General features: G+C 70.8%; 23 protein-coding genes and 4 pseudogenes. 12 read left to right on the top strand and 15 right to left on the bottom strand.

Features of this window, described 5'->3' with window-relative positions:
* Positions 1-15: 15 nt before the first annotated feature.
* Positions 16-903 (top strand): restriction endonuclease, encoded by an 888-nt coding sequence (locus tag ACIGW4_RS29280; protein ID WP_399583841.1) that lies wholly within the window; start codon positions 16-18, stop codon positions 901-903.
* A 375-nt stretch (positions 904-1,278) separates the two neighbouring features.
* On the opposite strand, the gene ACIGW4_RS29275 is transcribed toward ACIGW4_RS29280, so the two are convergent.
* The 4 genes and pseudogenes from ACIGW4_RS29275 to ACIGW4_RS29260 all read right to left on the bottom strand — a co-directional run.
* Entirely contained in the window at positions 1,279-1,467 is a 189-nt protein-coding gene (locus tag ACIGW4_RS29275; RefSeq protein WP_399583838.1) for a hypothetical protein, read from the bottom strand.
* Between the two features lie 689 nt (positions 1,468-2,156).
* Positions 2,157-3,737, bottom strand: a complete 1,581-nt coding sequence (locus tag ACIGW4_RS29270) for a right-handed parallel beta-helix repeat-containing protein (protein ID WP_399583835.1) — start codon at positions 3,735-3,737, stop codon at positions 2,157-2,159.
* 88 nt (positions 3,738-3,825) lie between these two features.
* On the bottom strand, positions 3,826-5,235 hold the full coding sequence (locus tag ACIGW4_RS29265; RefSeq protein WP_399583832.1) for a hypothetical protein: 1,410 nt from the start codon (positions 5,233-5,235) through the stop codon (positions 3,826-3,828).
* 59 nt (positions 5,236-5,294) lie between these two features.
* A pseudogene (locus ACIGW4_RS29260) lies at positions 5,295-6,439 on the bottom strand (transposase); the annotation flags it as partial.
* Positions 6,440-6,779: 340 nt separating this feature from the next.
* Here ACIGW4_RS29260 and ACIGW4_RS29255 point away from each other — a divergent pair.
* The 3 genes from ACIGW4_RS29255 (at position 6,780) to ACIGW4_RS29245 (ending at position 9,388) form a co-directional block, all read left to right on the top strand.
* Positions 6,780-7,013: a hypothetical protein gene (locus ACIGW4_RS29255; protein ID WP_399583829.1), complete on the top strand. Its 234-nt coding sequence runs from the start codon at positions 6,780-6,782 to the stop codon at positions 7,011-7,013.
* Between the two features lie 369 nt (positions 7,014-7,382).
* Positions 7,383-8,147: a maleylpyruvate isomerase family mycothiol-dependent enzyme gene (locus ACIGW4_RS29250; protein WP_398711944.1), complete on the top strand. Its 765-nt coding sequence runs from the start codon at positions 7,383-7,385 to the stop codon at positions 8,145-8,147.
* 827 nt (positions 8,148-8,974) lie between these two features.
* The gene (locus ACIGW4_RS29245; RefSeq protein WP_399583826.1) at positions 8,975-9,388 is read left to right on the top strand and encodes a hypothetical protein; all 414 of its coding nucleotides are present in this window, start codon (positions 8,975-8,977) and stop codon (positions 9,386-9,388) included.
* Between the two features lie 17 nt (positions 9,389-9,405).
* On the opposite strand, the gene ACIGW4_RS29240 is transcribed toward ACIGW4_RS29245, so the two are convergent.
* Positions 9,406-9,900 (bottom strand): transposase, encoded by a 495-nt coding sequence (locus tag ACIGW4_RS29240; RefSeq protein ID WP_399583956.1) that lies wholly within the window; start codon positions 9,898-9,900, stop codon positions 9,406-9,408.
* 1,065 nt (positions 9,901-10,965) lie between these two features.
* On the opposite strand from ACIGW4_RS29240, the gene ACIGW4_RS29235 reads away from it, so the two are divergent.
* Together ACIGW4_RS29235 and ACIGW4_RS29230 are read left to right on the top strand one after the other, a co-directional pair.
* Positions 10,966-11,310 (top strand): hypothetical protein, encoded by a 345-nt coding sequence (locus ACIGW4_RS29235; protein WP_399583823.1) that lies wholly within the window; start codon positions 10,966-10,968, stop codon positions 11,308-11,310.
* A gap of 613 nt (positions 11,311-11,923) precedes the next feature.
* Complete coding sequence (locus ACIGW4_RS29230) at positions 11,924-12,805, top strand: hypothetical protein (RefSeq protein WP_399583820.1); 882 nt, start codon at positions 11,924-11,926, stop codon at positions 12,803-12,805.
* Positions 12,806-13,228: 423 nt separating this feature from the next.
* Here ACIGW4_RS29230 and ACIGW4_RS29225 read toward each other — a convergent pair whose 3' ends face one another.
* The gene (locus tag ACIGW4_RS29225; protein WP_399583818.1) at positions 13,229-13,726 is read right to left on the bottom strand and encodes an SRPBCC domain-containing protein; all 498 of its coding nucleotides are present in this window, start codon (positions 13,724-13,726) and stop codon (positions 13,229-13,231) included.
* 173 nt (positions 13,727-13,899) lie between these two features.
* On the opposite strand from ACIGW4_RS29225, the gene ACIGW4_RS29220 reads away from it, so the two are divergent.
* Positions 13,900-14,307 carry a helix-turn-helix domain-containing protein gene (locus ACIGW4_RS29220; RefSeq protein WP_123457811.1) on the top strand — a complete coding sequence of 136 codons (408 nt, stop codon included), beginning with the start codon at positions 13,900-13,902 and terminating at the stop codon, positions 14,305-14,307.
* A gap of 342 nt (positions 14,308-14,649) precedes the next feature.
* Here ACIGW4_RS29220 and ACIGW4_RS29215 read toward each other — a convergent pair whose 3' ends face one another.
* Positions 14,650-14,823 carry a CsbD family protein gene (locus ACIGW4_RS29215; protein ID WP_123457810.1) on the bottom strand — a complete coding sequence of 58 codons (174 nt, stop codon included), beginning with the start codon at positions 14,821-14,823 and terminating at the stop codon, positions 14,650-14,652.
* A gap of 490 nt (positions 14,824-15,313) precedes the next feature.
* On the opposite strand from ACIGW4_RS29215, the gene ACIGW4_RS29210 reads away from it, so the two are divergent.
* Positions 15,314-15,718: a hypothetical protein gene (locus tag ACIGW4_RS29210; RefSeq protein ID WP_399583967.1), complete on the top strand. Its 405-nt coding sequence runs from the start codon at positions 15,314-15,316 to the stop codon at positions 15,716-15,718.
* Between the two features lie 2 nt (positions 15,719-15,720).
* Here ACIGW4_RS29210 and ACIGW4_RS29205 read toward each other — a convergent pair.
* The 4 genes and pseudogenes from ACIGW4_RS29205 to ACIGW4_RS29190 all read right to left on the bottom strand — a co-directional run.
* Positions 15,721-16,126: pseudogene (locus ACIGW4_RS29205) on the bottom strand (DUF3626 domain-containing protein); the annotation flags it as partial.
* Between the two features lie 101 nt (positions 16,127-16,227).
* Positions 16,228-16,701: an ATP-binding protein gene (locus tag ACIGW4_RS29200; RefSeq protein WP_398711929.1), complete on the bottom strand. Its 474-nt coding sequence runs from the start codon at positions 16,699-16,701 to the stop codon at positions 16,228-16,230.
* A gap of 353 nt (positions 16,702-17,054) precedes the next feature.
* Positions 17,055-18,290, bottom strand: coding sequence for a PP2C family protein-serine/threonine phosphatase (locus ACIGW4_RS29195; RefSeq protein WP_399583813.1), 1,236 nt, complete (start codon positions 18,288-18,290; stop codon positions 17,055-17,057).
* Between the two features lie 853 nt (positions 18,291-19,143).
* Positions 19,144-19,749, bottom strand: coding sequence for a hypothetical protein (locus ACIGW4_RS29190; protein ID WP_399583810.1), 606 nt, complete (start codon positions 19,747-19,749; stop codon positions 19,144-19,146).
* Positions 19,750-20,353: 604 nt separating this feature from the next.
* Between ACIGW4_RS29190 and ACIGW4_RS29185 the strand changes: the two genes are divergently transcribed.
* Entirely contained in the window at positions 20,354-20,857 is a 504-nt protein-coding gene (locus ACIGW4_RS29185) for a hemerythrin domain-containing protein (RefSeq protein ID WP_123457806.1), read from the top strand.
* Between the two features lie 651 nt (positions 20,858-21,508).
* Here the strand turns inward: ACIGW4_RS29185 and ACIGW4_RS29180 are convergent.
* Entirely contained in the window at positions 21,509-22,912 is a 1,404-nt protein-coding gene (locus tag ACIGW4_RS29180) for a hypothetical protein (protein ID WP_399583807.1), read from the bottom strand.
* Between the two features lie 500 nt (positions 22,913-23,412).
* Between ACIGW4_RS29180 and ACIGW4_RS29175 the strand changes: the two genes are divergently transcribed.
* The 3 genes and pseudogenes from ACIGW4_RS29175 to ACIGW4_RS29165 form a co-directional block, all read left to right on the top strand.
* Positions 23,413-23,589: a hypothetical protein gene (locus ACIGW4_RS29175; RefSeq protein ID WP_399583804.1), complete on the top strand. Its 177-nt coding sequence runs from the start codon at positions 23,413-23,415 to the stop codon at positions 23,587-23,589.
* A gap of 47 nt (positions 23,590-23,636) precedes the next feature.
* Positions 23,637-23,849: pseudogene (locus ACIGW4_RS29170) on the top strand (IS5/IS1182 family transposase); the annotation flags it as partial.
* A 37-nt stretch (positions 23,850-23,886) separates the two neighbouring features.
* A pseudogene (locus ACIGW4_RS29165) lies at positions 23,887-24,080 on the top strand (IS5/IS1182 family transposase); the annotation flags it as partial.
* A gap of 26 nt (positions 24,081-24,106) precedes the next feature.
* Here ACIGW4_RS29165 and ACIGW4_RS29160 read toward each other — a convergent pair.
* From ACIGW4_RS29160 to ACIGW4_RS29150, 3 genes are all read right to left on the bottom strand, one after another.
* Positions 24,107-25,282 carry a glutathione-independent formaldehyde dehydrogenase gene (locus tag ACIGW4_RS29160; protein ID WP_399583802.1) on the bottom strand — a complete coding sequence of 392 codons (1,176 nt, stop codon included), beginning with the start codon at positions 25,280-25,282 and terminating at the stop codon, positions 24,107-24,109.
* A 407-nt stretch (positions 25,283-25,689) separates the two neighbouring features.
* Complete coding sequence (locus ACIGW4_RS29155) at positions 25,690-25,878, bottom strand: hypothetical protein (RefSeq protein ID WP_399583799.1); 189 nt, start codon at positions 25,876-25,878, stop codon at positions 25,690-25,692.
* Positions 25,879-25,889: 11 nt separating this feature from the next.
* Complete coding sequence (locus tag ACIGW4_RS29150; RefSeq protein WP_123457802.1) at positions 25,890-26,354, bottom strand: DUF6003 family protein; 465 nt, start codon at positions 26,352-26,354, stop codon at positions 25,890-25,892.
* Positions 26,355-26,977 lie beyond the last annotated feature (623 nt).

Below are 26,977 nucleotides of genomic sequence, written 5' to 3'. Positions count from 1 at the left end.
GCGACTGAGGCGGATGTGGACGAGGGAGGGGGCCGGATGACAACGGTCACTGGCAGGGGCATGGGCAGGGGCAGGGGCAAGGTGCGACGGGAGAGCACGGTGAGATCCGTGCGGGACCTGGTGCTCGTAGTGGGGCTCGTGGGCGCGATGGTCGGCGGCGTGGCCCTGATGTTCAAAACGACTCGCTCGACCGGTTCGCACCTGCTGGTGGTCCTCACCGTTCTCATACCGCTGCTGGGTGCCGGGACGGCGCTGTCCCGGTGGGGCAGGACCCCGATGCGCCGCCGGACCGGGGCCCTCAGGGCTGGTGCGGGGGCGAGCGCCAGGGACGGGGCAGTGAGTACGGCGCGCCTGCCGGTTGCGGAAGGCTGCGTGGAGGAGGGTGCCCTCGGCACCGGTACCGCCCCGCAGGACGCCGCCCCGGTCGTTGTCGAGACCGCCACGCCGCCCGCGGTCGACTCCGGGGCGCTGGACCATCTGGCCGTCGACCCAGAGGGCTTTGAGCACACGATCGCCGCTCTGTGCGCCCGGGACGGTTGTTCCCCCGTGGAGGTGGTCGGCGGCGCCGGCGACCTCGGCGCGGACGTGATCGCGACGACCGCCGACGGGAGGCGTGTGGTTCTCCAGTGCAAGCAGTACGGGAAGGACCATCGGGTCGGCTCTCCCGACCTCCAGCGGTTCGGCGGAACCTGCTACGCCGTGCACGAGGCCGACGTGGCCGTCCTCGTCACCACCAGCTCCTTCACAGAGCCGGCCCTGGAATACGCGGCCTCCTGCGGGATCGTCTGTGTCGACGGTACGGAGCTGGCGGCCTGGACCGCGTCGACGGTACCGGCCCCCTGGGTCGCCCGGGTGGGCGAAACGGCGCCTGGCACCCGGGACGAAACGATCCTCGACGGCTGAGACGGCCGTTGCCGAGGACGCGGTGCTCGTGCGCCCCGGTCCACTAGCGTCGCCCCCGGGCGTGAAACCACGGGGCTTTGGCCATCACGTCATGAAGCACGGCGATGGGCGCCTGGGCAAGACTCGATCGATTGAAGGCATACGGTTCCGGGTCCGGACCGGAGTCTCATGAAGCTCACGGTGAACTGCAATTTCCGGCCCGAGACCGGCACCGCGCAGTCGGCGCCACGGTCCCGGCCGGCCGGCTGAAGAACGGCAGGACGTACAAGTTCCGCAGCTCGCCGTACGACGGCACCCATTACAACACCGAATGGTCACCGTGGCGGCAGTTCGTCGTCGACACCACCGCACCGGCGGCCCCGCGAAGGTCTACGGCTACGCCACCTGCGGCGGGGACACCGTCTGCAACCGTGAGTTCGTCGGCCCGAAGTCCACCGGACCCACCTCCTGGACCACCGCCTCCTCGGTGGTCGAGCAGACCGTCCAGACCCGCAAGTCCACCTGGAAGACGGCCGCCGCCGACAAGTCCCAGTCGTTCGACCGGGGCAGCTTCCTCGGCTTCAAGGCGTCCGCCCGCCGGCGACCGGCGACAAGAAGAACACCCGGTGCGACGAGTACGTCTTCGCCTCCTCCAAGGAGGGCGGCGGTTCACAGGCGGGCGTCACCAACGGCTCGCAGTGCCTCCAGGCGCACGCCCGTAAGGACGCCGATGGCAAGTGGCGTCTCTACGACGACCTGAGGCCGCCGAACACCGCACCCACCTACACGGAGAAGTGTGCCCGTGCCACCCTGGCCGGCGCCCGGAACGAGCGTGCCGGATCCCGGCTCTCGGGCTTCTCCACCAAGCAGCGCATGCTCGACAACGACGCGTACTCCATCGACGTCCCCGGCCTGGTCGACCGCCCTGCCGTCGCAGGTGACGTCGGCGACAGGGACGGGGGCGTCGACCGGGATACGGAGCCAGGGGGCGGCGACCTCCGGGGAGACCCCGGACCGCAGGACCAGGCGCAGCATGTGGTCGCCCGGGGGCAGGAGGCAGGCGAGGCCTACGGAGGTCCCGGTGTTCCGCGTGACGTCGGCGAGGGCGGCGTCCACCGTCCGCCGGCGAAGACGTCCTCGGGCCAGGCATCGGCGGGCCCTCCCACGTATCGGACCCGACGTCGCGGGGCGTGGGCCCGCGCGACAGCCCGGGCCGGGGGCCGTAAGGGGGTGCCGGTCTCCTGCCGGGCGCTCGGACGGGGGTGTTCCAGACGTCAGACCGTGTTCTGTACGGAGGTGGTGCCGGTGCCGTTGTCCGTGATCGCGGGGGTGCCCGAGCCGCGGGCGGTGAGGTCGTTGCCGACGAGCCAGGTGCCGCTGGAGCCCGCCATCACGCCGATCGCGGCCCCCGAGGCGCCGCCGGTGACCGCGCCGACGGTGGTGGACTGGATGAAGGAGCCTGCCGCGTTCCCGCCGACGCGGACGGCGTAGCCGGTGGCTCCGGTGATCCGGTTGCCGCGCAGGGTGGCGCCGTTGACGCCCGTGTTGATGCCGGGGCCGGCGGTGGTGAGGACGGTGTTGTCGGCGACGAGGGTGCCGGTGGCGCCGCTGTCGACGCCGATGCCGTCGCCCTGGATGTCCGTGAGGCTGTTGCCGGCGACGACGGCGTGGGGAGAGCTCTGGACGTGGATGCCCTGGCAGTTGCCGGTGAGGGTGAGACGCAGGGTGGTGGTGACGGTGTTGCGCGTGACGGTGAGGCCGTCGGTCTGCGCGGCGTAGATGCCGGCCTCGCCCTTCACCGACTCGACGGTGTTGCCGGTGATGGTGATGTCGCGGTGACGGGCCCCGCCGGTGGGGACGGTGACGGAGATGCCGCCGCTGCCGTCGACACCACGGACCGTGTTGCCGGTGACGGTGATGCCACTGATCCCGTTTCCCTGGGGCGAGTTGAGATAGATGCCGTGGACGGCGACGTCGGTGACGGTGTTGTCGGCGATGACGGAGTCCTGCCAGTCGGCGGCGCGGATGCCGAAGGCGCCGCTCTTCTCGACCGTGTTGCCGATGACCCTGATCCGCCGGTGGAACACGCCCTTGGCGCCCCAGTGGTCGCCGCACAGCGCGCCGAACGGCCCGGTGGTGGTGCCGGCGCGCAGGGTGCAGCCGGTGATCAGGATGTCCTCGCAGGGGGTGGCGTCGTAGGCCGGGGCGGGCAGGTTGCCCTCGGTGGCACAGGTGATCTGGATGGCCTCCTTGGTGGTGAGGCTCGCGCCGTCGCCGGGGTGGTGGCCGTCGAAGACACAGTTCACGACGGCCGCGTTGCGGACCGCGTTCAGCTCGACGGCGTGGGCCGAGGGGGTGTCGACGAAGGTGCAGTCCTTCACCAGGATGCCGTCGCAGTGGGCGAAGCCGATGGCGTCGCTCTGCCTGCTGAACTGCGCGCCGCGCATGTCCCAGGTGCCGCCGAGGACGGCGATGTTCCCGGCGCCGGCGTAGCCGTAGGCGGGGGTGACGGAGTCGAAGTTCTTCAGCAGGGCGCCGCTGTCTCTGGTGCGGACGACGCGGGCGCCGTAAGCGGAGACGGTGGTGCCGGCTCCGAGGACGAGGCTCGCGCCGATCGGGTACGTACCGGGCGGGACCAGCAGTGTGGCTCCGCCCGGCACCGACTTCACCGCGGCGAGGGCGCTCTGGAAGGCGGCGGTGTCGTCGGCGGCGCCGTCGCCTTTGGCTCCGTGGGCGGTGACGTCCACGACCGCTCCGCCGCCGACGGCCGCGGCGGGCGCCGCGCCGAGCACGGCGCCACCGCCCCAGGCTCCTACGAATCCGCCCATGGCCAGCATCAACGCACGACGTTCCATGCGCCCCTCCCTCGTTTCCGCGTCCTCGACGTTCCGCAGGAGGGTATGTCAGGGGAGGGACGGGCCGGGTCAGCGGGCGGCGCGGCGGTCAGCGGGCGGGCCGCACCGCGACGAGCACGTTCTCGTTCCCGTCGCGGGTGACGAAGAGCCCCGAACCGGCCACGGCGGTGTGCCGGGGGATCTCGACGCCGGAGCCGAGCACCTTGGCGTCGCCGGTCGCCGTCCTCAGGTCGAGCCGGGCCACCACGGGGTGGGACGCGTCGCCGTCGACCGTGCCGTAGGCGACGCCGTCGTCGGCGATCGCTCCCACCGCGATCGTCTTGCGGTTGCCGTCGCCCTGGAGGCAGACGCCCCGCTTGCGCTCCAGGTCGAAGGCGACGGGGCCGGCGGCGAGGAAGCGGCCCGAGGGCGAGGTGACGACCGGATGGTCGCGGGAGTCGCCCGGGGAGGTGACGGTGGGGAACTCCTCGTAGGCGCAGTCCATACGGGCGAGGAGGGCGCCGGAGCCGACGTCGTGCACGGACCACACGGTCGGCCCCTCCGTCCCGTTCTTCTCGGCACCGTGCCACTGGGCGAGGAAGCGGCCGCGGGCCACGCCGTAGACGTCGCCGTTCCAGGACTCGGAGAAGCCGAAGGAGTGCGCCCGCGCCGCGCCCGGGGGCAGGACGGTGTCGCTGAACCAGGCGTCCGGGACGCCGAAGCCGTGGCCGAGGCCGACCAGGGGACCCTTCGGACCGGCCGCGACGACCCGGCTCCAGCCGCACTCGAGGGTCTTGCCCTCACACTGCTTCAGCAGCCCGGCGGGAGGCCCGTAGTCCGTCACCTTGCCGCTGACCAGGTCGACGGTGGTGCCCCACCTCGGGTAGAGGCCGTGGTCGCCGTGGGCGACGAGGACGCGGCCGCCGTCGGCGCTCACCCGCCATCCGTCGTCGTCCGCCTTCACGGTGACCGGCACGTCGATCTCCCGCAGCGGCTTGCGCCCGGTGGCCTGCCCGCCGACGGCGTCGAAGACGGCGAGGCGGACCACCTCGGTGCCGTCGTGCAGATCGTCCTTGCCCACCGTCCCGTGCGCGGACACGACGACGAACGTCCGCCCGTCCTGCTCGACCCCGAGCACGCGGGGGATGTCGTCGTCGTCCGCGTACTCGAGCCGTCGCGGCGGGCTCCAGACGGCCGAGGTCCACAGGACCTTCCCGCTGTCGGCGGCCCTGGTCCGCACGGCGAACCCGCCGGTGTCCGGCGTCAGCAGGGCCACGGCGGCGGCGCCGGGCAGGACGGCCACGGGCGGCTCCGCGTTCCCGGGCACCCACGGAAGGGACTCGTCCCAGCCCTTCGTTCCGTCGTAGGCCGGCGGGACGGACAGCTTGACCGGCGGCTTCGCGTCCCCGCTCGCCGAGGTCTCGGGACGGTCCGAGCCGTCCGGCGCGTTGCCGCAGCCGGCCAGCAGGGCGGCCGTCAGCGCGGCGGCCAGGGCGGCCGTCGCCTTCCCTGCACGCATGTGTGCTCCCCCTTGCGTGAATGATCAAATCGCCCCGAGATTAGCTTGTTCTTTATCCACCAAGATCTTCCAGACTTGCCGATGACCTTGAGGGCCTCGGGGCGTTTGGCGGGCTTGCCGACGTCGTAGAGCGGGGTGTCTGGTGTTTGTTCTTGGCGCCGGATGGCCGTCCGGGGCCGGCGGGGGCCGCTGCGAGTGGTCGGGCGAGCCGGAGCCGGGTGTGAGCGACGATCAGGATCCAGGTCCAGCGGTCCGCCGCCTCGGGAGTACGGAGCTTCGGGCGGTCCAGCCGAGGGTCTGCTTCGCGAAATCGCGGTCGAGCCAGGAGGAGCGACGGGCGAGCCTCGGGTGGACCCGGCCCCACGTCCGGGTCTCGGCCTTGCCGTAGTCGGTCGTGTCGGTAACCGTGGTGATCGCGGGCCCGGTCCAGGTCTCCGGTTCGGCGAAGCGGAACTCCGTGTCGAGCTTGGGCGGTCGGCCGTTGACGCCGTGCGTCCTCGGTGGCTTCGGCAGACGCGTCACGCGGTCGGAGCGGACCCGGCCGACCAGCTCGACGGGCAGGTCGCGCAGGACCCGGGCCAGGCGGGTGACGTCGTAGCCGGCATCGCTGACGATCACGATATGTGGGCCCCCGGCCTGCTGCGGGCCTGCGGCAATGAGCCGCTCGGCGACACCTCTCAGCGGGGCGGCGATGATCGCTGTCGCGTCGTCCGCCGGGCCGAGCCTCACCGCGTCCAGGATCGCCGTCCAGGAGGTCACATCCGACTCCAGCACGGCCACGAAGGAGCAGGGTCGGCCCGGAACGAACTGCGACGCCGTCTTCGCCCGGCCGTAGACGTGGCAGAACAGCCACCCCGCCGAGCACGGCGCGTCCGAACGAAGCCACGGTGACACATCGACCGCCAGGACAGACGTCCACCGTCGAAACGCGGCAGCGACAGCCCGGCCAGCACCGCCCGCAGCCGATCGACCTCGACCCGACCGTGGTTCAGGCGGCCGCACATTGCTCCGTGCACGCGACGGTGCTCGGGTGACAGCGTCAAGTCCACCGGGGTCTCACCGCACCGTCCGCACGCGGCGCCGTCCGCACACAGCACCGCGTCCGCCAGCCCGAACAACTCGTCGCGACGGGCGGTCGGACAGTCGTATAGAAGTCTCCCCGGAAGCGTGACGCTTCCGTGCATGCTGTCCCTCCGGACAGCATCAGGCAGCAGACCCACCCCCACGGCCTTCGTCGTGGTCACGTGCACCTTGGCCGGAGCACATGACCAGACGAAGACCACCCCCGCGTCCGGTGAATCCCCATGCGGGCGAATCCGTTCGGGACGCCGTTCGAGTCCGTGGCACCATGTACCGCATGATGACGCACCGAAAGGTCCATGCCGCGTAGACGGCCAGGGCGGGTCCGTGCCGGCGACCCAGGCAGCCACCGGACGACGGGGGCAAGGCTGGTCATCGACGGCCTGTCCTCGCGCGCGCTGTCCGAGATCATCCGCCTCGAGCGCACCCGCAACTATCTGCAGCCAGGCGATGTCAGCGCTGCTGTGCGCCTATGGCAGGACTACGTCCACCAGCCCGAGCCTGCTCTGTGGCACGACTACGAGTGGGGCAACGTGCACTGGTACTGCTGCGGCAACCCCCTCGAAGCCCGAGCCCTGCTCGACACGGTGATGCAGGCCATCTCGCCCCGAAGCGCCCGCGAACTTCGAAAGATCGTCAGCCGGTCGGACGCCGACTGGAGCCTTCCGTCCCCGCCCTATGCCGCGGACGGAAGATGAAGAACAAGCTGAAGGCATCGGCTACCGGAAGCCGGCGGAGAGGACCCGCTACCACCCGACCACACTCCGGCAAGGGCGTGCCCTCGTGGTCTGTGGTGAAGATCTTCGCCGGCGGATGCGACCTGGACCAGGAAGAGGGCCACGAAAGCTGGGAGGCCGCCCGCCGCGAGAAAGCCCTGCGAGAGCAAGCCCGCCGCCTCGGAGACGATCTTCCGCGAGCGGTCGGCGCGACCCAGGTCCTCAACCACGCCGAGCGAGGAGTGGTCCTGGCCGCTCTCCGGACGAAGAAGGGCTCCCCGCCATACCGGGTGATGCAGCGACGGTCTTAACCGAGTGCGAGAGTTCCGGACCGGGTGATACAAGGTCTGCGTGACTGAGGACCTCTACTTCCCCACCCTGCTGCGGATGATCGACGAGCGGTCCGCCGCGTTCCGCGCCGCCGTCGCCGCGGCCCCCGGCCTCGACGCCGACGTCCCGTCCTGCCCGGGCTGGACGCTGTACGACCTGGCGAACCACCTCAGTGAGGGGGACCGTTTCTGGGCCTACATCGTGCTGAACACCGCGCCGGGCGACGAGCGGCCGAGCAAGGACGGGCTGGCGGCGCCCAGGGAGCGCGAGGCCCTCATAACCTGGCTGGCCGACTCGACGGAGCAGCTGCTCACCGCTCTGCGCGAGGCCGGCCCGGACCGGGGCTGCTGGGCCTGGTGGGAGCCGCTGGCCTCGCCGCACACGGTGGCCGCCGTGGCCCGCCGCCGCGTCCCGGAGTCGCTGATCCACACCTACGACGCCCAACTGGCCTCCGGTACCCCGCAGGAGCTGCCGACGACCGAGGCGGTCGACGCCATCGAGGAGTTCCTCGCCACCGTCTGCACCGTCACGGTCCCGTGGCCGGGCGAGCCCGCCACCATGGACTACCACGCAGCCGAGGCCGGCTCCTGGCGCCAGACGGTGGACGCCGCCGGTTCCCGCTTCACCCGCCTCACCGCGGCGGAGGCCGCCGAGAGCAAGCCCACCGCCGCCGTCTACGGCACGGCGAGCGAGCTGGCCCTGCTCATGTACATGCGCATCCCGGCCGGTTCGCTGCGGATGGAGGGCGACGCCGACCTGCTCCAGCGGCTGCAGGACTGGGGCTGAGACCGACGCGGGTGCGTGTCGACGTGTTCGGGCAGCAGAGCCACGGACTGGTGCCACAGGGGTCCGAGCAGGCATGACGGCAGGACAGGCGCGAGCCCTCCTGTGATCACTGAGCGCAGAGAACTCCATGATCACCTGGGCTCGTGCCCGCTCTGTATCCGGGGGCGTGCCGGGCGTGCCCAGCACGCCTACTGCCGGGCGCTCTGAAGCGACCGAGTTGCAGTTCTGCACGCTTCCGCGCTCCACCGCCTGCTGGATCGTGCACCGCACGACCCAGCCGTCGCTCCAGCAGACGAGGGCCTTCCTCGTCGGCTGTGACGTCCCACCCGGTTGTCACGGCCCGTGCGCCAGGGCCTGGGAACGCGCGCACACTCAACAGCGCAGGGACCTCGCCAAGGAACGCTCCAAGGCAGCGGTCCGGACAACTCCCGGCGCCTCGACCCGTATCAGATCTCCCGCGAACCTGGCTACGTGCCCAGAGAGCCCTCCCGCAGCATTCACTCGCCGTGGACTGTGGCCTGCGCGCTCAGCGGTGAGGATGTCCGGCGCGTCCGCCTCGGCCACGCCGTAGCAGGACTCAGGCCTGTCAGCTGCCCACGATGTGGCCGCAACCTGCAGGAGGCTCCAGCCGACCGCCGATGCTCAACTTGATGGGGTGATGTCGGGTGGTGTGGGCCATCGGTCACCCGCGCCGGTGACCGCCGACCCACAGGGGCTGGCCCTCGGTGTGCATACTGTGACCGGTAGAGGGGCCGTCGTCCGACTGAACGGCGATGGGTGGGGCCGGACAGACCACGGGCCGGGCCGGACGATCAAGGAGACCAGCGATGGATGCCGAGGAATGCTGGCGCCGCTACGGGCCTCGCCCCGTCGGCGCGGACCTCGACGAGATCCGTGCACTCCTCAGAGAGCACACGGCGCGTGAGCGACGCGCCCAGGGCGAGGGCGACACCGAGCTGATGAGGCTCTGCTGCTTCCAGCTGTTCAACAGCGGCGACCTCGACGACGTGCTGCTGATCTGGAGTGCGAAGCAAGCCAGCTTCGACGCGGCGTGCTCGATCGACATCGAATTCCTACTGGGGCACGGGCTCGACGCGACGAAGGCCCACCTCTCGGCCAACCGTGCACCTTCTGCGACGGCGGCCCTGGATCGACTGCGCGAGCTCGAGGCAGACGGTGAATTCGAGGGCTTCTCAGTGGAGGAGCGCTCCGCCTCCTACAACCGGTACTACGGCGACTGACGAATCTGCAGCGCCGTTCAGTCGTCCGTGATGAGGCCGGTGCTCGCAGGGCAGCTGTCGACGAGATCCGGGCGGTACTGGATCTGCTTGAGCCTGCGCTTCACGGCCCTGGTGATCTGGCCCAGGTCGGCTGCGGCGAGGTTGCCGATATCGCGCTTGACCAGCGACCAGATGCCCTCCTGCGAGTTCAGGTCCGGCGCGTAGGTGGGAAGTTGGAACGCGGTGAGCCAGGCGGTATTCGCGGCGATGAACTCCCGCATCCCGGCGGTCAGGTGGAGGCGGACGTTGTCCCAGACCAGCACGGTCGGTCCGCCGAGCTGGATGCGGGCGCGCACCAAGAGGTCGCGGAGATCCCGCCAGCCGAAGCCCTTCGGCTGGCCCTTGCGCCCTCGGTACTCGCGGATGGCGTAGATCAGCCGGGACCGCTCGCCCGGCTTGCAGCAGGTCATACCCGCCGTCGACGCCCGTCCGGAGCCCCGGCCGCGAACCCGGACGACCGGGGTCCGGCCGATCCGTCCCCAGGTTCGAGAGCGCGGCGGCGATCTCCCGGTTCCTCTCCGCGCCCTCGAAGCGTTCCACGGCTTGCAGCCGGATCCGCTCCCGCGCGGCCCTCTCGGCGTCGGTCAGCCCACCGCCCTGCGCGTACCTCACAGCCCCACAGCTACGCAGCCGGCAGGCCGGGGTCAGGCAAACATCCCCGACATCACCCAATCAGGTTCAGTGGCGACGACACGTCGGTCTCTGAGAGACCGGCACCGCCCAGCGTGTCGAGCAGCCCCCATGCCCTGTGGCTCCCGGCTTCCTGCTGGGAGCCACAGGGCATGGGGGAGGCGGTACGGCCGGGGGCGGGTGGGCCGTCGGCCTGGAGGTCCTCGGCCTTCCCGCCGTCCGCGGTCGGGCCGTCGGCCGGCGGGGCATGTCTGCGGGCGGCTGGACACCGTCGGCGGCGTCGGTGTTGCCGCTGTTGCCGGGCTGGGTCTCGGTGGTGGCGGGAGGCGCGGCGGTGTCGTCCTTGCCGGAACCGTTCATGACGGCCCACCGGCTGAGGAGGAGCGCCGCCAGAAGCGTGAGGAAGACGATCGTCAGCCGGGCGACCCTCCCCGTCCGCGCAACCGGCACAGCGGCAGGGCCGGACGTCGGGGCTGCGGCAGGGTCCTGGGACGGCGCGCCGACTGCCGAAGGCCCGGCACCGTCACTGCCCGGTGCCGCCGGCTTGCCGGTCACCGCGGCACCCGCACCCGCAGCCGCGGCCTGCTCGAGTGCCGCGCCGGCGGCCTTCCACAGCCCCACCAGGTGCTGCGCCTCGAACCGCGGCCGCTTGCTGAGCCGCTCGATCGCATCGCGAGGCGGGAACGACTCATCCTTCAGTACCCGGTTACCCCGAATCCTCACCTCGTCAGCACCGCCCACCAGGACGGCACACCGCTCCTACGTCTCCCGTACCAGCGGGAAGGTGGGTCACGCGATCAGCACCTGCTCGCCGCCCGCGGCCACGCCGTCAAGGCCGTCCAGGTCCAGCTCGACCCCAAGGCCGACGGCGTCTTCGGCAACAAGGACGAGTGCGCCTCCGGGGTGGGGTGGCTGCCCAGCGGCGCCTACCGGGTCCAGGCCCACTTCACCAACCGCGACGGCAACGCCGTCGACGGTTACGCCATCCAGCCCCCGACAAGCCCTGCCGCCCCGAGGCCGGCACGAAGCAGAAGAGCGTCCTGCGTACCGACCTGTTCATCCACAGCGAGACGACCTGCTACGGCACCCAGGGCAAGGGCACCCCGGTCCGCGACGACGCCGACCGCCGGGAGAACGCCAACGACTACAAGTCCCTCGGCTGCATCAAGCTCACCCCCACCGACATCAAGGACCTCTTCAAGCGCCTCGACCAGGCCCGCTGGCCCAAGAACCTGATCCTCTACGTCAACTGACCCGCTCCTCCCCGACCCGCCCCCGGCAGCACCTGCCGGGGGCGGGTCGGCGTTCTCGCCCCGGCCCTCGAGTGCGGCTGCGTACGGAGCGAGAAGGGGAGCGGAAGCAGGGGCTTGATGGAGGGCTGACGGGCGTCCGATCGGGCGGAGAGGAAGACCTGAGGGGCGTGGGACGTCTTCCCCCGCCCCGCCGGCTCCTACGCTGGCTTGACGATCAAGGAGGTCGGATGCTGTACCGGACCGTCCATGGCGTACGCGCCGCGGTACTCGCTTTGCTGATGCTGCTCGGTATGACGGGACTCGTCGCCTGCGATCCCGACAAACCGAACCCCGCCCCCACAACCGAGTCGACCGAGAGCACCGACACTCCCACGTCCGAGGAGCCGGATGCTTCTCCGACGCAGGACACGGGCGGTCCCTCGACGGAGGAGACGCGGGAACCGACGAACACGTCGCCCGGCGGCTATGTCCCTCCCCCGCCTCCCCCGCCGGAGGCGACCGCCAACGAAACGACCGAACCGCCCTTCGAACCGACCCAGACGGCCCCTCCGCCGACGCCCGGGCAGCCTTCGCCGGGTGACTCCGAACTTCCAGAGCCGGCTCCCGAGAGAACGTGAGCGAGCCCTTCGCGCACGGGACGGAGCAGCCCCCGCCCAGCGCCGGGAAACCGCCGCGTCAGGACGGGGGCGATCTCTACGGGCCGTCCGCCCTCGTCAAGATCGTCGTCGCTCAGGGGACGTTCATCGCCGCGCTGATGTTCTACATCGGTGCGATCTACACCAGCACGTACTACGCCTACTTCAATCTCCGCTGGGGTTCGCTGAACCTGGGGTTCAGCCAGGTCGCCCTGGAGAGCCTGAACCTGCTGAACCTGGACATCATGGTGGCAGTCGGGTGCGTGGCCCTGCTGGTCTGTGTCCCGTGGAGCCGCCGGCCCCGTCGTGTGACGCGGATCGAGGCTGCCGCGGCACGCTGGTACCCGCTCTTCGTGGTCGTAGGGATCGTGCTGCTCGCGTTGTGGCAGGAGATCCAGCCGTACGGCTGGACCGGGCCCCTGACCATCGCTGTCGGACTTCTCCTGAGCCAGTGCCGGGATGCCGAGGGGCGGCGTCCGCAAGGGGTCCGCCGCCAGGCTGTCCCGGTCTTCGCCGCCGGCGTCTTCCTCTTCTGGACGGTGACCAACGTGGCCTGGCAGCAGGGCAGGCAGGACGCCCAGGCGCACGCTGCCGACGTCACCAGATGGACGGGAGTTCTCGTCCTCAGCACCAAACCACTGAGCTTTCCGACGGGTTCGGTGCGGGAGCAGAAGCTTCCGAACGACCGCCTGCACCCTTACCGGTACTCGGATCTGCGATTGCTCACGGAAGACGACGGCCGCTACTTCGTGGTGCCGCGCAACTGGAACGCGCAGGTGGACGAGATCTACGTCGTTCGGGAGAGCGAGACCATCTGGATCGCGCTGACCCCCGGCACGCGGCCCCGGCTGATGGGCTGAAGGGGCTGAGGCGGCTGCTGATCAGACAGCGACAGGTGCATCACCCTCACCCCGGCCATGGCCACGCCCCCGCCCGACCGCGTCCGCCCTGCGGGACTACGCGCATGACGGTATCCGTCTGATCTCCTACGCGACCGCGCTGCTCGGCAGCATCCTCATCGTCACGTACGTCGAGGTCGACTGAACGAAGGCCGCCGGGCCGTCGGCGACGTCACCAGGTACGTCATCGCCGCGGGCCGGGTGTAGTCCGCCCGGTCGTCCACCTGCAGATCCAGTACTCCGGCGCGTCGCGGCCGCTACGATCAGCCCGGGAAGTGGGCCGACGGGTTGTTGGCGCGCTGCCTTTTGTGCCCCGTTCCGACCTGTGGGGCACCGTCGTGCTCCCTGTGCCGGGGCGGCGATGGCACTCCCGACGCGTTGGTCTCACGTCGCCTGCAACGCTGCCGGCAGGCCGTTCAATCGTAGGCGGGTGGCGCCGCGGAGGTGGGGCAGGTCGTCCTCCGGCCGTGCGGACGGCGCCAGGAAAGCCGCTTGTTCGGTCCAGCGCAGGTGGGTGCCGCTGTCCGCGGGGTGCAGCTCGACCGTCACCAGCGAGGTCCATCGCGTGACGTCGTCCACGCGGGAGGTGTACGTGTAGACAATCCTCGAGGTCGGCACGATGTCGAGATACCGGGAAGCGTAGGCGAGGCGTTCCGGCGCAGAGCCCGCGACCGTGAAGACACTCGATGCGGTCTCACCGCCGTTCACCGCGAAGGTGTGGTCGTAGGAGACCCGACGGCCCGGCAACGCGAACCATCGGCGCCGCACCGGGCTGTCGGTGAAAGCCTCGAAAACCGTGCCCGGGGCCGCGGTCAGACGCCGTTCCACGGTGAAGGTGTCGTGCCGTACGGTCGCGACCGCGCTGCCGACGGTCCTGTCCATGGCCGAAGTCGACGCGGCGGGTTCCAAAACCATGTTTCCCTCACAGGAATTGAAGCGGGGGCGGGCGCGTGCCCTTGATTACCATCTGTATGTAACGAGGACGGCGACACCGTGATCAAGACCTCGCCCTCACGCACTTCGAAGTCAGCTACGCACCCGGAGGGAACAGACGCATGGGATCCACGCCAGGTGCGCGAGCGGACGCCGCAGCAGTGAGCCCCGAGTGCGCGTCGACCATCGAGCTCGTGCGTGATGTGCTCGCCCGTGTCGGGGACAAGTGGACCGTCCTGGTCATCACCAACCTCGCCGAGGGCCCGCTGCGCTTCACGGCGCTTCACAGCCGGATCGCCGGGGTGTCCCAGCGCATGCTCAGCCAGACGCTGCGACTGCTGACCCGTGACGGCCTCGTGCTGCGGACGGCTTACGCCCAGGTACCGCCTCGGGTCGAGTACGAGCTCACACCCCTGGGTCGGTCACTGAGCGACACCATCACGCATGTCGTGTGTTGGGTGCAGGACCACCAGACCGAGATCGTCCGCAACCGCGACGTGTACGACCTCGGCGATTCTGCGGAACGGTGAATCGGCAACCGGACGGGCGTCGCCGCTTCCCCCCCCTCGACACTCCCTCCCGTCCCGGAGGGAGAACAGCGGCTGCGCTTGGCCGGGTCGCACGAATCACCGCGTCGGACGGGCCGAGGCGACCAGCCTCGGGCCCGCCGGCCGATGACCGGCCCCCACCGCGCACCGCATGACCTGCCCCCCAGCCCTCTTGTCTCGGCCGGGGCCGTGCCTGGCGGCGACCCATGGGCTTGGCCGGCGCTGCCTCCCGCAGCTCTTCGCGTCAAGGCGAGCCGAGGCGCTCTCAAACCCGTAGGGCCCCGACCGGGGGAGTGGTCGGAGCCCTACGGGGTGTGGGGTGGTTTAATGCCGGAAGGTGTCCTTGATGTCTTCCTTGGCCTGGCGTGCGTGGCCCTTGGTCTGGTCGGCGCGGCCTTCGGCGGTCATGCGCTCGTTGCCGACGGCGCGGCCCACGGTCTCCTTGACCTTGCCCTTGGCCTGCTCGGTATGAGCCTTGCTCTTCTCCGTGCCCGACATCGGGACCTCCTCGTGAAGTAACCGGATTGGCCTTGACCCCCGCCTGCTCGCCCCGGCCCGTCCTAAACACCCAGAACCGGCATGACTCACTTCTCCGTCTGTCTCCAAGCAGGCTGTTGGCAGCGGAGCATGCCCCTGTGGTTGCGGCCCCGGCACCGACCGCTCGCGGTGTTGGAATCGTCATCGAGGCTCCCCCTACACAGTGACGTCCGGGGCCGGGGCGAGGTCGTCGGGAAACCGCCGGCACCGACCTCGTCCGAACTGATGGTTCTGGGCTGTGCGCGAGGTACTGCTCCGGCTGGAGGAGCTGCTCTTCCTCACGGATCAGGGGATCAGGGTGGAGTCGGTGGAGGAAGATGGCGAGGTGGTCCGAGTCGGTGTCCGACGCCGGACGGCCGGGGCTCGGGGCCCGGGCTGCGGGAACTGGTCGGGACGGGTGCACGGGTCCTGCCTGCAGTCTCCCGCTGACCTCCCGGTGACGGGACGGCGGGTGGTCAGCATCGACGAGTACGCGATGCGCAGGGGCCGTGTTCACAGGACCGTGCTGGTCGACGTCGAGCCACGCAGGCCGGTGGACCTACTGCCGGATCACGAGGCGGGCACGGTCGCGATCTGCCGCGATCGCGTGCAACTCACGCGCTTCCTCCTGGACTTCGACCATCCACGGGGCCGGCGAGTCCTCTCGAAGGACTCGTTCGAAGTGATCACGGGCCGTGTCCGGGTCCCCGACCAGGGCGGCTGCGAATCCAGAGTCACATCCCTCCCAGAGGAATCCCCGCCGCACCGGCCTGGCCGTCAGGTATCGGGCGACGTCCGGCAGAGCCGGGAACTTCTCCCTCAGCGCGGTCACGTTCGCAGCCGCCTGCCGACCGGTCTCGACAACCACAAGAAGTGATCGAAGCCACTCCGTGTCAGAGCGTCGGCCGTCAGCCGGAAGCGGGCCGATCCGAACCGTGGCGCCCCGCCGTCCGGCTTGCGACGGAAGTCCAACGCCTCGTAGACGGGCCGTTCATGAGCGGCTGCTTTCGTCGTACGCTCCGCCGAAGATCCGGCTCTCCCGGCGCCACCGGTCACCGCCTGGATGCGCGGTCAGGCCGCCGTTGCCGGTTCCCGTGACGAACTGCGAGCGGTAGACACCGTCCTCGGCCATGGCGTCCAGGATCGGCCTGCCGTGCAGCAGACGGTCCGGGTGGAAGGAGAGGGGCACCCGCGACGCCAGGCCCTTCGGAGGGCCCGACGCCAGTTCCGGGACGTGCCGAAGGGCCCGTTCCGCCGCCGTTTGGGGGGAGGCTGCGGAGCTCATCGGCACGGTGTTGCCCAACTCGATCAACCGACGTACTCGGATTGTCCGCCGACAGCCCGTTCCGGCGCCACGGAGCGTTGACCGCCGATCGAGAGGACCTCTTACGGTCGGCGACCGGCGGCCGCGCCGCAGGGATCGTCGGCCAGGGCGATCGTCGTGGTGATGCGCTTGCCCACGGGCTCACGGTGGACGGCGAAGCTCTGGCCGACCGCCATCACGATCTCCAGCCCGTGCTGTCCGATCCGGGTCGGGTCGGGCGCAAGGACGGTCGGCGGGGTGGGGTTGCTGTCCCACGCCGTCACCTCGACCGCGCCGCCGACGACCTCCAGGGTGAGCAGGCACGGGCCGGGCGCGTACTTGCGGGCATTGGTGACCAGCTCACTGACCACCAGCTCCACCGCGTCCATCGCGTACTCGGACACCGGCAGACCGTGCACGGCCTGTACGTCGGCAAGGAAGGCACGGGCCAGTTCGCGGGCGACGGCGATGTCCTCGCTGCCCTCGAAGAGGCCGGACACCGACACGATGTCCGCCATCAGCGGCCGACTGTCCGCAACACCTGCTGTCCGCTCCATCACCGGTCTCCCTCACCACGCGCCCTTGTGCGCGGCTTCGTATACCCCCCGATCGGATCCTCACACCGAGCGGCTTCGGAGTTCCGCGAGGGGACGGTGTCGATTCAGCCGCGCCCTTCCGAAGGGGGCGGCTGGATCGGGGGCGAGGAAGGGCAGAACCGGCTCTGGGGGATGATCAGGAGACTGACGGAACCGCTGCCGAACCGCGACGGCGGTGTGCGAGGGCGGCGATGCGCGGGGGAGGTTCTGCCGGACGCTTCGCCGGCATGACGGATCGTCCCGGGGCGGTGTTCCCGCCGCGGGCGCGGCTGCCCCCGAACGCCGAGGAGTGATCGCGCCACCCCGGCGTGCGGTCAGAGGCGGACGGCGATCAGGGCGATGTCGTCGCGGGCGCCACCCGCGACGCCGAGGCGGGACAGGACGGCGTCCGCGAGACGCTCCGGACTCATGCCCACATGGTCGGAGAGGGTGTCGGTGAGCTGTTGCAGGCCCTCGTCGATGTCCCGGTCGCGGCGTTCGATCAGCCCGTCCGTGTACAGCACGAGGTGGTCGCCCGGGGTGTAGGACACAGCGGCTTGCGGTCGCGGGACGTGGTCGGGGCGTGCGCCCAGCGGCGGGTCGGTGGCCTGGTCCAGCAGGTCGCAGCTGCCGTCGGGATGCAGCAGGACAGGCGGCGGGTGGCCGGCGCTGCTGTACGCGATCTGCCGGCGGCTGCCGTCGATGACGGCCTGGACGGCGGTGGTGGCCAGCGCCCCTTCGATGGACCGGGCGTACAGGCCGAGCACCTCCAGCGACCTGGCCGGGTCGGGCAGGGCCCGGACCGCGGCGCTCAGCGCGCTGCGGAGCATGCCCATGACGGCGGCGGCCTCCAGGCCGTGACCCACGACGTCTCCCACGGCGACGGCGAAAGCGCCGTCGGGCAGATCGACGACGTCGTACCAGTCGCCGCACACGTTCAGCGACCCCACCGCGGGCACGTAGCGCACCGCGATGTCCGGGTGCCGGTCCAGGTCGGGCGAGTGCAGCATGGCTTCCTGCAGGGTGAGGGCGACCTGGCGTTCCCGTGCGTGCGCCTGTCGGAGTTCCTCGTTCAGCCTCTGCAGCTCCCGCGCCCGTGCGTACAGCTCGGCTTCGATCACCTCCCGCCGGCCTCGGGGCCCGCTCGGCGGGCCGGTCGGGCGGGAGCGGACGAACTCGGTCACGTCCTCCACCCGGTGGATGATCCACGTCACCTGCCCGTCCGGCCCGAGGACGGGGGTGTTGATCGGTGACCACCACCGCTCCTCGAACGTCCCGGCGAGGGACGGCACGGGGATGTCGTACTTCTGCACCGCCATCGTGTCCGGCTGCCTCGACTGCAGGACCCGCTGCAGCGAAGCGTTCAGGTTCCTTACTCCGTCCGCGTTCTCGTCCGCCGGATTGTCCGGGAAGGCATCGAACACGTGCTGGCCGACCAGGTCCTGTCGGCTCCGGCCCGTGGCCTGCAGATATGCCTGGTTGACGTCGACGATCACCAGGCCTGGATCCAGCACCAGATACGGACTGGGCGTTGCCACGAACAACGCCCGGTAGTCAATGTTCGGCTTCATTGGCCCTGCGTCCGTTCTTTCCGCCTCTCAACGGAACCGGCGCCGACTCGGCGGGGCCCTGCCGGACGCCGGCGATCACGACGGAGGGGGAGAGACGTTCGACCGACTCCCACGCTCGATTATCCCAGGACGGCCCCGGCAGCACCCGAGGAGACGGGCAGGGTGCATGGCGGCGGCCGAAACACGGTCGTTGCCCTGACACGGCTCCGATGCCCACGGGCATCGAAGCCGCAGACCGTACAGAACCCAGCGCGGAGGTCCGGCCCGCGCATCACTCCAGCATGCGCAAAGGTCGAAAAGAACACGGGTGAGTGGCATTCCTACGGCGGGCGAAGTGACACAGCGCTACATGCCCGCTCGTTACCGTAGTCGTACGAGGACAGGACCGGAGCTACGGCATCGCCGTCGCCAAGACCGCCGAGCGCCTCAGCGAGAGCCGACTGGTCGCCTCGGTCCTCGGTGGGGGATACGGAGATCAGGGAGGCGCTGGAGCTGCTGCGGGGCCGCTCGGCGGTGAACACCTGCGACGTCCGCCGCGGTGCCGTGCGGCCCTGGACCGTTTGGGGCTCCGACCACGGGTACGAGGATCCGCCGGTGCCGCCTGGGCGAAACGGTTGATGGTGCCGGACTCCGAGAGCCCGGCAAGGTCGTCGGCCCGTCGTGACGTCTGCCCGCACACCGGATCCGTCCGGCTTTCGTACGGGCAGGCCCGCGCGCAGGAACTCCTGCGCGCGACGTCCACTCGGCCGCGTCCCGGTCGGTCTTCTGCTGATCGGTCCATGAGGTGACCACCATCGGAAAGGTCGTGGTGTCCTCGTCATGAGGTGTACGCCGAAAGAGCGGGAGCCCTGTGTCAGGGCCGGAGCCCGATGCGGTTGAGGGCGACCGTGCTGAGGTCGGTGATGGCTTGCCGGTCTCCCCGACGCCAGGCGTCGGCCCATCCGCCCGGCGGGGCCGGGTGCTCGGCGAGTGCGCCCGGAGGGCCGGTGAGAGCGCGCAGGGCGAGCAGGTCCGCTCCTCCGGGAGCCTCCGCGAGGCGGCGCAGGGCGCTGCTGCGCCGGATCCAGAGCAGACGCGGCGGCAGCCACAGCAGCAGGACGAAGAGCACCGGGACGAGGATGAGGGCCGTCGTGATCACGTCGGCGGCCTGGCTCACGGTCTCCTGGAACGACACTCCCGCGTCGGCGAAGTTGGAGCCGGCGTCGGCCGCGGCCTGGAGCGGCTTCTTCAGGATGTCGCCGACGAGCGGCACGTCCGATGCCGCGTCTCCCGCGTTGCCGAGTTCTTCGGCGAGGGTGCCGCCGGCATCCTCCACCTTGCGCCCCGGTTCGGCCAGCAGCAGGACCGCCTCGCGGACGGCGAAGGCCGCCCGGACGACGGCGGCGATCAGGGCCACGGCGATCAGGTCCACCAGGACCTGACGGTTTCGGCGTGCGCGGGTCTGGGCGTAGAAGCGCACTCAAGAGCTCCTGTTCGAGTCCGGGCGTCGATGAGGTCCGGCCGAGTCCCGGCCGACCGGTCGTCGGATTCCACTGTTCCACCGCGCCTCATGGCCAAACCTGTAAGACACGAGGCGCCCCGGAAGGGCTGTGCCGAAGCCCCGTCTGCTTCAGGCCGGGGGCCACGGGCGGGCGCATGCACGCTGCTGGGGGTGGGAACGCATTCGTTCCGGCTGATGAAGACAGGTCCGGACGACCGCGTCCAGGGCCCGGGGCAAGGCCCACGCAGGCTTGGCCCCGGCCTCACCCAGCGACTGAGCCCGACCTGCACCGTGACCGGGAGCGTGACCCGGCCGACGCGCAGAGCCGACGACCCCGTCGGCGCGCAGAGTCGACCGGCGGCAGCTGAGGTCCCGCGCCGATGGACCGGACGACCGTCGCCCTCGTCGCCTCAGCCACAGCCACCGCGACCTCAAGGGGAGCGCCCCTTGTCGCCGCGTGACGGCGCTGTCCGTGTTCTGGAAGCGGGCTTCTGTCCTGGTCGGCGGGTGGGGGTCAGGTTTCAACCGGCCGCGGGCGAGCACGCGCCGGGTGACGAGGACATCGACTCGGGGAGGTAGCGACATGGCCGCGGAACCGCAGGAGCAGGACGTCGTGGAGGCGATCCTCAAGGATCACCGGACCATGGAGGAGCTGTTCCGGCAGATGCGGAGCGTGGAGGCCGATCGTGCGGGAGCGCTGAAGAAGTTCTCCGCGTTGCTCATCGCCCATGCCGAGGCAGAGGAGGCCGGGGTCTACGGAGCGCTGAAGCGCTTCAGGAACGTGGACGACGAAGAGGTCGAACACGGTGTGGAGGAGCACGAGGAGGGCAACAGGGCGCTCCTGGCGCTGCTGGAGGTCGAGGACGTCGGTTCGGAGGACTGGGACTCGAAGCTGGAGGACCTGGTCGAGGCCGTCTCCCACCACGTGGACGAGGAGGAGAGGACGATCCTCAACGGAGCCCGGGAGAACGTCCCCGACGAGCGCAGGGCCGAGCTGGGCGCCGTGTTCCTGAAGGAGCGCCGGAGGCAACTGGAGTCGGACTGCGGCAGCATCGAGAACGTCCGGGCCGTCGTCGGCGACCGATGAGAGCAGCCGGCCGCCTCGACCGAGCGGGTTGAGGCCTGCCGGTACGCGTTCCGTCCGGGGCGGCGGCCCCGGTGGACTGCCCGTCGATCCCGATCGCGGTCCACGCCCGTGCTTCCACTTCGAACCCGGTGGCTACGGCACCCTGCTCTCATGGAGGTCCCGGAACAGCCCAAGGCGTTCTCCACGGGGAACCGGTCGTGCCGGTCTGGGACGGGCTGTCCGCCCGAAGAAGGGCGCCTCCGGCAAGATGACGGCATGTTCGGTTCCGGCATCGCAGGCTGATCAGCCGGCATCATCGGACGGCCGTGGCGAAGTCGTGCAGGAGCACGGGTGTCGTCCGCGGGGTCTTGCCGGCCGGACGCCCGCGGGAGTCCGGAGGGTCCGGGACCTCAGGGACGACGAGTGGTTCTGCGACTGCCCGGTGCTGTGCGACTCCGATGGCGAGCAGGTCGGATCAACCGTCAGTCAAAAGCTGGGTGCTCTCTCTGACGATCGCCTTCGCCTTCGAGACGGGTCGCGTGACCGTCCTCAACAAGGCTCGACCCGCCACGTCAAGGGAATCCGCAACAGCCCCGGCCTCATCCGCCTCCACCAGGTACCGGCAGACGCCGGTACCTGGTACGGGCCCGATCCTGCCCCTCCTGTATGGGGTCAGCTACGGGGTACGCACGGGGTGCAGCACGTCGGTGCGGGCTCGACGCAGATGGTGACGGAGTCGGTGTTGTCGGCCGGGTCGGGGTCCTTCTCGGCGGCGGTGACGGTGGCGGTGTTGGTGAGGCGGGCGGGCCTGGTGGCCTTTGCCCGCAGGGTGAGGGTCGCGCGGGCACCGACGGCCAGTTCGCCGACGGACCACTGCCCGGTCTCCGGCGCGTAGGCACCGACGTCGGCGTCGGCTGACAGGAAAGCAAGCCCGTTCGGGAGCCGGTCGGCGACCGTGACGCCGGTCGCCGGGCTGGGGCCGGCGTTGTGGACGGTCAGACGGTAGGTCACGGTCTGTCCGACGGTCACGGCGGTGGCGTCGGCCGCCTTGGTCACGTCCAGGTCGGCGGCCGGCCTGACCTCGGTCACGGCTTCCTCGGACGAGGACGTCAGCAGCTCCGGGGTGTCACCGAGGCGGTTCTCGTACGTGGCGACGGCCGTGTTGGCCACCCGGGTGCCCGCCGTCCGCAGACCGAGGGCGACCCGGTACTCGACGGTGGTGCCCTGCGGCAGTGCGGCGGTGTTGGCCAGACTGCCGCCCTGGGATGCGGAGGCTCCGGTGCCGAGCCGGAAGAGCACCGTGTTGCTCCCGGAGTCGTACGCGGCCTGGTCGTCACCCGCCCGGTCGGTCTTCACGCCCGTGTTCGGACCGTCGACGACCCGCAGGGAACCGGGCACGTACGTCGTTCCCGGCGGCAGGACGTCGGTGAGGGTGAGCCGCTCGGCGGCCCCGCCGCCCTCGTTCCTCGCGGTGATCCGGTAGGTGACGACATCGCCGACGTCCAACGGGCCGGCCGGTACGGCGGTCTTGGTGAGCACCACGTGCGGGGCGGTACCGAAGAAGACACCGTCGAGGAAGTTGCCGATCCCGCGGTTGCCGCCGGCCGCCGAGACGGACCGGAAGGCGAAACGGGTGGTGGTCTGCCCGGCCGGGACGGTGTAGACGCCGGTGTAGTACCCCCACGCCGTGTTGCCGTCGGTGAAGGTGCGCTGCTCGACCTCGCTGCCCGGAGCTCCGATGTCCAGGGCCATGGTGTCCTGCCCCTGCCGGCCGCGGTGGTAGAGCCGCCAGTACAGCTTGGTCCCGGGGGTGGTCGGCAGGTCCTGGTAGAGGGTGGAGACCTGGTTGGCGTTGAGTTCGGCGAACTGCTCGCCCTCCGCGGAGGGGACGCCGTTGAAGCCGGAGTGCCACAACTCGATCATGTGGTCGGTGGCGGTGGTGAGCCAGCCGGGGACGTGCCGCGGGGCCTGGGGCTGGGAGGCGTCCGGCAGAAAGGCCATGTCGGTGACGGACGGCTGCTCGAAGCTTCCGTTGGCGAGGGCGACCCGGAGCGGGACGGGAGGGGGTGTGCTCATGGTGACGTCTCCGATCGGTCGGCAGTGCGCGATGGGCCCCACCAGCCCCGGACGCCGCGTTGCGGACAGGACGGGGGAGGAGCCCGGAACGCTCTGTAGCTCAGCGCCCCCGCAGCGTCACGTACAGCCGGGACGGAGAGGTCCTGGCCAGCCCCGGCCGGTGGGTTTACCCGCACCGGCAGCACGCGTCACGGCGCTGCCGCGTACCTCCGGCCCCTCCCGATGGTCCCGCCCGCCATTCCCGCAACACCGCCCGCGCGCGTCCCTCCCGCGCTGACCGGATGACACTGCTCCCTGGCGTTCACACGCCACCAGAAAGAATGAATCGAAGACGCTCGGGTTGACGCACATGTGTTCCAGGCCTGGCGTCTCGGAGGGGCACCGGCGCGCACTGGCTCGCCCTGGACAACGCCGGCTTCGCCCCCGGCGTCGTCATCGGATCGACCACCACCCGCGTCCACCGTCAGACCGGGTTCCCGCCCGAGCCGCTCTCCCGCCTCATGGCCACCGTCCGCTCCGTCTCCCGGGACGCCCAGCCGCTCGGCGCCCTCACCGCCGACCTGCTCGCCACGTACGCGGGAACACACGCGGCTCTGCGGACGGTGTGCGCGGCCGCACTCCTGCCGCCGCCCTGCCTGCTCATGGTTCCGGCGGGCCGCCGACGGGAGCTCACCTGACACCGACACAGGCCCTGACGTCGTGCGCGAGCCCACGCTCCGTACGGAGGCCGACCGCGTCTGCCCTGCGCGGGTGCGGGATCACCGCCGTCATTCCGGAGAAGGCCGACCAGGCCGCCAACCGTCGGAAGAAGGGCTCGGCCGGAGGGCGCCGCGCCGCCTTCGACCCGCACCGCTACCGGCGGCGCAACACCGTGGAACGCTGCTTTCAGAAGCTCAAGGCCTGGCGCGGAATCGCCACCCGCCACGGAGAAGTTCCCCGAGAGAATGGCCCGTTCACGGACGACGCGGCCGATCGGCCGACCCAGGACCAGGCCGGGTGTGGTCCTGGCCGACAAGGCTGCTCGTCGCGTGCCATCCGAACGCATCTGCGCCGACGAGGGATCCGGGCAGTGATTCCGCAGCCCGCCGGCCAGGCCGCCGACAGCAGGCGAAGAGGCCGATCCGGTGGCCGCCCGCCGGCCTTCGACCGCGAGGCACACCAGGGGAAGCAGGGGGGATGGCGCCCCCGGGTCTCCTATCGCTTGTGGCCGTTGCCGTGTCCGTTCGGATGCAGGACCACCTTGGTCCAGCCCTCGTCACGGGCGTCGAAGTGCTCGTAGGCGGTGGGGGCCTCGTCCAGACCGAGTTCGTGGGAGACGACGAAGCTCGGCTTCGCCTTCCCGCCGGCGATCAGATCCCGCAGCGCCCGGTTGTACTTCTTCACCGGCGCCTGCCCCGTGCCCATGCGCTGGCCCTTGAACCACATCATGCCGAAGTCGATCGGGACCTTGCCCTGCGCCTCCAGCTCGCCCTGGGCCTCCGCGCCACCGGGGTCCTGGGGCAGGAACACACCCACCACGCCGATGTCGCCCGTGAACCTGACCGAGTCGATCAGGCCGTTGAGCGTGAGGCCGGCGTCCTCGTGTCCCTGGGGGTCGTGGGCCTGGTAGCCGACGCATTCGCAGCCGTTGTCGGCGCCCAGACCGAGGGTGGCCTCCTTGACGACCTCCGCCGGGTCCTGCTCGGCGGTGTTGATCGCGATGGCCCCGATCTCCTCCGCCATGCGCAGCCGGTCGGGCTGGTGGTCGGCCACCCAGACGCGGCCGGCGCCCTTGAGGAGGGCGGAGTAGGCCGCCATCAGCCCGACGGGACCGGCCCCGAAGACGATGGTCTGGTCGCCCGGCTTGACGTGGGCCATCTCGGTGGCGTGATAGCCGGTGGGGAAGATGTCGGCGAGCATCACGTAGTCGGTCTGCCGCTCGGCGGCGTCCTCGCCCAGACGCAGCGCGTTGAAGTCGCCGTAGGGCACGCGCAGCAGCTCCGCCTGGCCGCCCTGGTAGGGGCCCATGTCGGCGAATCCGTAGGCGGCTCCCGCGAGGGCGGGTTCCGGTTGCATGGTCAGGCAGTAGTTGGTCAGACCCTGCTCGCACTGCTTGCAGAAGCCGCAGGCGATGTTGAAGGGCAGGACCACGTACTCGCCGACCTGGACCTTGCGGACGGCGGGGCCGACCTCCACGACCTGGCCCATGTTCTCGTGTCCCAGGGTGCGGCCGGACTCGAACGAGGTGCGGCCCTCGTACATGTGCAGGTCCGAACCGCAGATGTTGGTGGTGGTGACCTTGACGATGATGTCGCAGGGGTGCTCGATCTTCGCGTCCGGTACGTCCTTCACTTTGACCGTTCGCGGTCCTTCGTATACCGCTGCCTTCATGATGACTTCCCTTGACGTTGCGGCACGGCGGTGACGTGGAAGGCACAGAGGACCCGACTCTCGCAAGTGCTGCGACGGGAGCCATGACTCCGGCGCGCCTCTGGGAGCCGTTCGCCTTGGTGAGGGGAACGGTGCTTCCGCCGCCGGCCCGTCCAAAGGAGCTTCGGTGCTCCGGCGGCGTGCCGGGCGGGTACCCGGCGGCCCCGAGGCGAAACGACCAGGCACCGGCCGATCAACGGCTTCACACCCGGACGACCTCGGTCGACGGCACACCTTCGACCGAGGTCACCCCATCAAACGTGCTGCAGAAGGCCGCGACCGGGGAGTTTGCGGCGGGGGACCACCCGCGGCCGATGTTGATGTAGGCGCCAGACCCGCGAACGTCTCCACCCATAGCGGTTCAGCCCTTAGGCCGGCCGGGTGGAGCGGGCCGGCTCAGGCGTACGGCGCGGGGCGGGATCCCGCTCGTCCTCGTCGTCCGCCCGGGTGGGTCGGGGGAGGGGGATGCGGGTCTGTCCCTCGATCGGTGCCGGGGTGCGCTCGCCGAGCCGGTCCTCCAACCGGCGGAGCCTCGTGCGGGTCTCCTCGGTCGTCATGTTTCCCCCCATCACTGCTGTCGCGCACCGGACTCTGACGGACGGCCCTGCCCCTGCGCCGCCACCGATGCCACGGTCCGGGCGTCCTCGCCGGTGAGTTCGACAATGCGGTGCGGCGGAATCCCGGCGGCCATGGCCCGCACCAGCAGGGCGTCCCGCTCGCCCGCGCAGTCGCGGTAGGCCAGCAGCTCTTCCTCCACGCGGGCGAGGGCGCCCGGCGCCAGCGCGTGGCGCAGCTGGTTCAGCTCCTCGTCGCTCAACGGGACGGGCACCTTCTCCGACCTGTCGGGGATGGAGCCCGTCTCCTCCGGCGGCAGCAGCCGGACGCCCGGGGAGGCGGCGGTGACACCGTGTGCGTCGAGCCAGGCTCGTACGGCGGGCGTCTCCAGGCACGCCAGGTCTCCCACAGCGGTGACGGGGGCGCCCAGCGGGGTCGCCGGGTCGTCCACGAGGAACAGGTAGGCGTCGTCGGTCATGCTCGTCTCCTTCGCAGACGCGATGGTCGTGTGCCGTCCTCGCCTACCCCCTTCGGCGCGAGCCACCCCGGCTCCGATCACCCTCGCCCACGACGCGCCTGCGCCGCGCACGCCGCCGCCCCGCCCGGCATCCGTGCCGGTTGTCCGCCACCAGCCGGCAGACGGCGTGGGCGACCCACCGCACCGGGGCAGCATGAGCAGCGCCCCCGGCGGCGCCCGTCCCCGGCCCGTGCGCAGCAGGATCTTCGTCACCGCCCGGGCGCTGCCGTACATCCGGCCGGACGGGGTCACCCGGAGCGCCTCGTGTGCGGGCGCGCTCCGGGGTCACGCCCGGCGCGGCCAGATCCGCGAAATGCCGGGGAGCGACCTCGCAGTCGGGGCGCGGGCGGCGTTCGACGAACGAGACGGACACCGTACAGAAGCCGCGGTCACCGTCGAAGACGAGCACCGGTCGAGTGCGCATGACCCCGTCATGCCGAAACGGCGCCCGACCCTCCTTCCACGAGCCCGTGGGCGGGACAGGGGGATGTCCGGCGGCTGAGGGGGCACACGTGCACACGGTGCTCGCAACCACGCGGCCGGGCATGCCATCGGCAGCGCACACGTGGGCGGGCGGACGACGG

It is taken from the genome of Streptomyces sp. NPDC053513 (assembly GCF_044544765.1).
GTDB lineage: Bacteria > Actinomycetota > Actinomycetes > Streptomycetales > Streptomycetaceae > Streptomyces > Streptomyces litmocidini.
This window is presented reverse-complemented; position numbering and strand designations above follow the sequence as displayed.

Excerpts from the sequence above, each read along its gene's own strand:
- ACIGW4_RS29270 (WP_399583835.1), bottom strand. The coding sequence starts at position 3,737 with ATGGAACGTCGTGCGTTGATGCTGGCCATGGGCGGATTCGTAGGAGCC.
- ACIGW4_RS29265 (WP_399583832.1), bottom strand. The coding sequence starts at position 5,235 with ATGCGTGCAGGGAAGGCGACGGCCGCCCTGGCCGCCGCGCTGACGGCC.
- ACIGW4_RS29245 (WP_399583826.1), top strand. The coding sequence starts at position 8,975 with ATGGATGCCGAGGAATGCTGGCGCCGCTACGGGCCTCGCCCCGTCGGC.
- ACIGW4_RS29225 (WP_399583818.1), bottom strand. The coding sequence starts at position 13,726 with ATGGACAGGACCGTCGGCAGCGCGGTCGCGACCGTACGGCACGACACC.
- ACIGW4_RS29220 (WP_123457811.1), top strand. The coding sequence starts at position 13,900 with ATGGGATCCACGCCAGGTGCGCGAGCGGACGCCGCAGCAGTGAGCCCC.
- ACIGW4_RS29215 (WP_123457810.1), bottom strand. The coding sequence starts at position 14,823 with ATGTCGGGCACGGAGAAGAGCAAGGCTCATACCGAGCAGGCCAAGGGC.
- ACIGW4_RS29200 (WP_398711929.1), bottom strand. The coding sequence starts at position 16,701 with ATGGAGCGGACAGCAGGTGTTGCGGACAGTCGGCCGCTGATGGCGGAC.
- ACIGW4_RS29195 (WP_399583813.1), bottom strand. The coding sequence starts at position 18,290 with ATGAAGCCGAACATTGACTACCGGGCGTTGTTCGTGGCAACGCCCAGT.
- ACIGW4_RS29185 (WP_123457806.1), top strand. The coding sequence starts at position 20,354 with ATGGCCGCGGAACCGCAGGAGCAGGACGTCGTGGAGGCGATCCTCAAG.
- ACIGW4_RS29180 (WP_399583807.1), bottom strand. The coding sequence starts at position 22,912 with ATGAGCACACCCCCTCCCGTCCCGCTCCGGGTCGCCCTCGCCAACGGA.
- ACIGW4_RS29175 (WP_399583804.1), top strand. The coding sequence starts at position 23,413 with ATGGCCACCGTCCGCTCCGTCTCCCGGGACGCCCAGCCGCTCGGCGCC.
- ACIGW4_RS29160 (WP_399583802.1), bottom strand. The coding sequence starts at position 25,282 with ATGAAGGCAGCGGTATACGAAGGACCGCGAACGGTCAAAGTGAAGGAC.
- ACIGW4_RS29155 (WP_399583799.1), bottom strand. The coding sequence starts at position 25,878 with ATGACGACCGAGGAGACCCGCACGAGGCTCCGCCGGTTGGAGGACCGG.
- ACIGW4_RS29150 (WP_123457802.1), bottom strand. The coding sequence starts at position 26,354 with ATGACCGACGACGCCTACCTGTTCCTCGTGGACGACCCGGCGACCCCG.